Below are 1,338 nucleotides of genomic sequence, written 5' to 3'. Positions count from 1 at the left end.
TTGGTGGCGACCAGGGTGTAAGAACCGCTGCCGCTGTAGCTTTCGATGTACCAGCGGTAGATGCCAGGGGTTTGGCTGGTGGTGATGGTTTCATTGGCGCCCGGGCTGGTGCTGCGGGCCACTTGGTACCAGTTGCCGTCGGGATAGCGCTGCACCAGATACAGGTCGAAGTCTGCGCCGCTTGGCCCGGTCAGCTGGGCCGTCAAGGTTCCGCCGTACCAAGAAAAGCCGCCTGAGGGATGCACCGCGTAGTAGCCGCTGCTCAGCGTCCCCTTGTAGGTCACGCCGCCCGTGGGGGGTGGAGTGGTCGGGGTGGGGTTGGTCGGCGTCGTGGTGCCGCTGTTGGGGTAAATCGCTCGCAGGGCGCGAATGTCTCCGGCGCTCAGGCGGCTGCCGTTGCCCAGGTTGCTGGGAGAGCCTTCATAGGGGCCTTGCGGATTTTTGGCGTAAACATAGGGCGCACCGTAGTTCATGATGGAGTCGTAGTCGTAATTGCCGTAGCTGTAGCGGTCACACAGACGCCCGAAGTTGGTGGGGTCGCTGCCGTTCAGGACGACATAGCTGTCACGGTCACAGCGCTGGTGCTCGTGGTGCAGTCCTGCCGCGTGGCCCATCTCATGAATCACGGTGCCGACGTTGAAGCAGCCGATGGTCACCGGCTGGGTGCCGCCAATCATGCCGACGTACGAGGAGCCGCAGGCCCCACTTCCGCTGGCGTTTACGAACTGCACTTTGTTGTAGGGGGTGGTGTTCCACTGCCACTGCACGGCGTCCCCAACCTGCTGGTTCCAGAGCGAGATGGCCGAGTTCAGGACGCTGGCCTGCGAGGACGTAAACGAGCTGGAATTCCAGTAATAGGGAATGGTTTTGCCCCAGTTGGCGCGGCCCGCTCCAAATTCGGAAAGCCCCAGACCGTTGATTTTGCCGCCCGAACGCACCAGACCGTCCAGAATCTTGTAAGCCTCTTCGGAGTGCCCCAGAATCATGTCGCCGTCAAGCACCATATGGCCTTCCACGTTGGCGTAGGTCACGGCCTGACCGCCTGGCAGAATGACGCGCACCACACCTTCGGTCGCCAGTTGCTCCTTCTGGACATCACTCAGCGATTTCAGGCTGTGCTGGCGCAGGTCCACCGTCAAATCCGGCTTCTGGTTTTCCAGACCTTTGGGAGCATGAATCGGAGTATAGGTATCTATCCCGTTGGGCGCGACAATGGGTTTGGTGTAAGGCAAGGTGGGCTGCTTCTGACCACACGCCATAAGGGACAGGGCCACGACACCAAAGGTAAGGGAAATGCGTTTCATCGTTTTCTCCTATGAGCGGCATGAAGGCGCGACG

1 protein-coding gene is annotated in these 1,338 nt (G+C 60.7%); it reads right to left on the bottom strand.

Translation table 11 applies throughout. The features are described from left to right. The coding region (locus Q4C89_RS14585; RefSeq protein WP_303103349.1) for a M12 family metallopeptidase at positions 1–1,304 on the bottom strand (1,304 nt) is incomplete at its 3' end. Positions 1,305–1,338: the final 34 nt, after the last annotated feature.

The organism is Deinococcus sp., assembly GCF_030523985.1.
In the GTDB taxonomy this organism is placed as follows: Bacteria; Deinococcota; Deinococci; order Deinococcales; family Deinococcaceae; genus Deinococcus.
This window is presented reverse-complemented; position numbering and strand designations above follow the sequence as displayed.